The 3,711-nt window shown below is 69.4% G+C and carries 3 protein-coding genes; 1 reads left to right on the top strand and 2 read right to left on the bottom strand.

The window, feature by feature from the left end; genetic code table 11:
* On the top strand, positions 1-1,662 hold a 1,662-nt coding region (locus MFF42_RS22770), incomplete at its 5' end, for a PAS domain-containing protein (RefSeq protein WP_238257967.1).
* A 42-nt stretch (positions 1,663-1,704) separates the two neighbouring features.
* Here MFF42_RS22770 and MFF42_RS22765 read toward each other — a convergent pair.
* Positions 1,705-2,346, bottom strand: coding sequence for a Crp/Fnr family transcriptional regulator (locus MFF42_RS22765; protein ID WP_238257966.1), 642 nt, complete (start codon positions 2,344-2,346; stop codon positions 1,705-1,707).
* A 237-nt stretch (positions 2,347-2,583) separates the two neighbouring features.
* Positions 2,584-3,612 carry an IS110-like element ISMmg2 family transposase gene (locus MFF42_RS22760; RefSeq protein ID WP_009867220.1) on the bottom strand — a complete coding sequence of 343 codons (1,029 nt, stop codon included), beginning with the start codon at positions 3,610-3,612 and terminating at the stop codon, positions 2,584-2,586.
* Positions 3,613-3,711 lie beyond the last annotated feature (99 nt).

The raw sequence follows: 3,711 nt of genomic DNA, 5'->3' as shown, positions 1-3,711 counted from the left end.
GCGCCCGGCGCCGACGCCGGTGCGGCCCCGCGATGGACCGGATACGCGGCGGACGGCACGATCCTCGATGCGCACGACCATCCCTTCGCGAAGGCGTTGCGCGGCGACGTCGCCCTGCGCACGCGCTTCCGCCACCGAACCGACGACGGCTCGGAGCGCTGGACGCGGATCAGCGGGCTGCCCCTCGGACGTCCGGCCGCGCGGGCATGGCGCCCAAGTGCGTCGGAACAGGCGGTGCTCCTCATCGTCGAGGAAGAGAACGAAGCCGGGCCGACGGCGGAGGCGCTGCGCCGGAGCGAGGCTCGGATGCAGGCGGCCGCCGACCTCGTCGGTCTGTCATCCTACAGCTGGAACCCGGCCACGGGAGCGCTGACCTGGGACAGGCGTCTCAAGGCGATCTGGGGTCTGCCGCCCGACGCGCATGTCGATCGCGCCGTCTGGATGTCGGCCGTCCACCCCGAGGACCGCGCGCGGGTGGAGGACGCGCTCGCCCGCTGCTGCGACCCGGCTGGGGAGGGCGTCTACACCCTCGAGCACCGCGTGATCGGGATCGGGGACGGAGTCGAGCGCTGGGTCGCCACCCACGGTCGAACCGAGTTCGAGGACGGCCGTCCCACGGGCGTCGTCGGCGTCGCCCTCGACATCACGGAACGGAAGCGGGACGAGACGGCCCGGCACGAGCGCGAAGAGCGCTTTCGGCGGTTTGCCGAGCATTCGACCAACGTCCTCTGGCTCGCGAACCTCGAGAGCCGGCGCCTCACCTATCTCAGTCGTGCCATCCGGCATGTCTGGGGCGTCGCGCCGGAGCGATTGCGGTCGATCGACAGTTGGCTCGCGACGATCCATCCCGATGACCGCGACAGCGCGAACCGCACGGTCGAGCAGGTCGGGAACGGCGACGTCGTCGTCCTGGAATACCGTATCCTGCGCCCGTCCGACGGCATCGTCCGGCGGATCCGCGACACCTTCTTCCCGATCCGGAGCGAGGATGGCCGCATCCGCCATATGGGCGGAATCGCCGAGGATGTGACCGGCCGTACCGGCGCGCGGATCTACGTGGTGGACGAGGACGCGGCGTCGCGGCAGGCGCTGCTCACGTTGCTGCAGCCGGCCGGCTACGAGGTCCAGGTCTTCGCGAATGCCACCGCGCTGGCGGAGATCGCGGGATCGCTGCAGCCGGGCTGCGTGATCCTCGACATCGAGGCCGCCGGGCCCGAGAGTCTCACGGTGGCGAAGGCGCTCAAGGCCAGCCGGCTCGCCCTGCCCGTGCTGGTGATCGGTCGCAGCCACGGCGATGTCGGCCTCGGTGTGCGCGCGATGAAGGCCGGCGCCGTCGATTATCTCGAAAAGCCGTGGCAGCCCGCGGCGTTGTTGACCGCGGTCTCGGCGGCCCTGGCCGAACTGCGCACCGACAGCGAGCGCAGCCAGGCACGCGACGACGCCAAGCTTCGCATCGGGGCCCTGTCGGCGCGGGAGCGGGAGGTCTTGGAGGGGTTGCTGGCCGGCGGCACGAACAAGTCGATCGGCCGCGCCCTCGGCCTCAGCCCCCGCACCGTCGAGATCCATCGCGCGCACGTCATGGAAACGCTCGGCGTCAAAACCTTGCCGGAAGCCGTGCTGATGGCGGCCAGGGCCGGGGTGCAGCCCACCGACAGCCTCTGACACAGGTCGTCGAGACCCGCGCCGTCCGTTCCGCCGGAGCCGTCACGCCGCGGGGCGATCGCTGGCGGAGGGTCGCAGGGGCGTCGCGGCGGGCTTGAGATACGAGGCATCGTACTCGGCCAGCGTCCTGAGACCGTCGGGCCTGAGGATCGTCAGCCTGCGGCCGGAAAGCTCGATCAGCCCGTCGCGGCGCAGCTTCTGCAGGACGCGATTGACGTGCACGCACGACATCCCGAGCGTGTCGGCGAGATCGGCCTGCGTGATGGGAAAGCTGTACTGGTTCTCCGAGGCGAGACCGGTCGCGCGCAGCCGCAGCAGCATCTCGCACAGGAAGTGGGCCAGACGCTCCGGGCCGGACCGGGAGCCGAGATTGGTGATCCACTCGCGCAACGTCGCGGCCTCCGTCAGCCGGACCATCTGCAGCGCGCGGGCGATGCGCGGACGTCGGCGGATCAGGTCCTCGTATTCGGAGCGCGGGATCAGGGCGAGGCGGCAGGCGGTCAGCGTTCCGACGGCGCAATCGAGGGGCAGCCGGAATTCGAGATCGAGTTCGAACAGGTCGCCGGGCAGAAGGTAGGCCGTGATCTGGCGTCGTCCGTTCGTCAGGAACTTGTAGCGGCAGGCGAAGCCGTCGAGGACGAGGATGGCGCACTCCGGAATGTCCTGTGTGGATGGCTCCCGCATTGCAAGTGGCGAATCGAGCTTCTGGCGCGTTGGTCGGGTGCAGTCTTGTGTCCGGCCTGTTGATGCAGTCGTGCATGTTGACTGCTGGCCCTGATGGTATCCGCGAGCTGGGTCCCACTCTGCTTAGCGGGCTATGACGCCCTGGACATTCGGCGGGGTGTCCCGGCTCCCGGTCTGACCGGTTCGCCATCAACTCTCATCGTCCTCGCAACCTGGCAAAGTCTCCTCGCCGTGCTGTCAGGCGGCCATGGCCGCTGGTGCGCGGTAGGTGCCACCGCGGGTCATGATCGCCCAGGCGACCCGCGCCGTGCGATTGGCCGCCGCAACAGTCACCACGCGCACCGGCTTGCGCTGCAGCAGCGCCGGCAGCCGCGGGTCGACCGAAGTCGGCGTCGCCTTCGCGCGCCGGATCAGAGAGGTCATGCCGACCACGAGCAGGCGGCGCAGGTAACGGTCGCCCATGCGCGAGATCCGACCCAGGCGCTCCTTGCCGCCGCTGCAGTTCTGCAGCGGTGTCAGACCCAACGAGGCCGCGAACTGCCGACCGGAGCGGAAGCGCTCGGGCTCGCTCACCGAGGCGGCCAGCGCGGTCGCCGAGACGATGCCGACACCCGGGATCGTCGCCAGGCGCTGTGACAGGTCGCAGTCCCGATGCCAGGCCAGCAACTCCTTCTCCAGCCGGGTGAGCTGGATCTGCACGGCGCCGATCTGATCGGCCAGCCCATTCACTACGCGCTGGGCCAGGGGCGGCACCTCGGCCGCGTCTCCGGCTGAGAGCCGAGCTGCCAGTTCGAGCGCATGGCGCAGGCCCCGCGCCATCTCGATCCCGAACTCGGCGAGCAGACCGCGGATCATGTTCACCAGCTGCGTGCGTTGCTTGACCAGCAGGTCGCGCGTCCGGTGCAGGGCCAGCGCCGCCTGCTGCTCGGTCGACTTCACCGGCACGAAGCGCATGCTCGGGCGTGTCACCGCCTCGCAGATGGCAGCGGCATCATTCGCATCGGTTTTGCCGCGCTTGACGTACGGCTTCACGTAAGCTGGCGGCATCAGCCGCACGTCATGGCCGAGCCTCATGAGTTCCCGGGCCCAATGGTGCGCTGTGCCGCACGCCTCCATGCCGACCAGGCAGCGCGGCAGCTTGGCGAAGAACGGCACGACCTGCGCCCGCCTCAGAGCCTTGCGAACGACGACGTGCCCAGCTGCGTCGACGGCGTGAACCTGGAAGATGCTCTTGGCTAGATCGATGCCGACGGTGATGATCTCCATGGGGATGGCTCCTGCATCTGCGTGGCTGCTTCGACAGCAACCACATCCTGGCACTCAGATGCCGTCAGTCGGAGCGGGAGCCATCCACCCCATCTGCTT

The sequence above is a fragment of the Methylorubrum podarium genome (genome assembly GCF_022179745.1).
GTDB lineage: Bacteria > Pseudomonadota > Alphaproteobacteria > Rhizobiales > Beijerinckiaceae > Methylobacterium > Methylobacterium podarium.
This window is presented reverse-complemented; position numbering and strand designations above follow the sequence as displayed.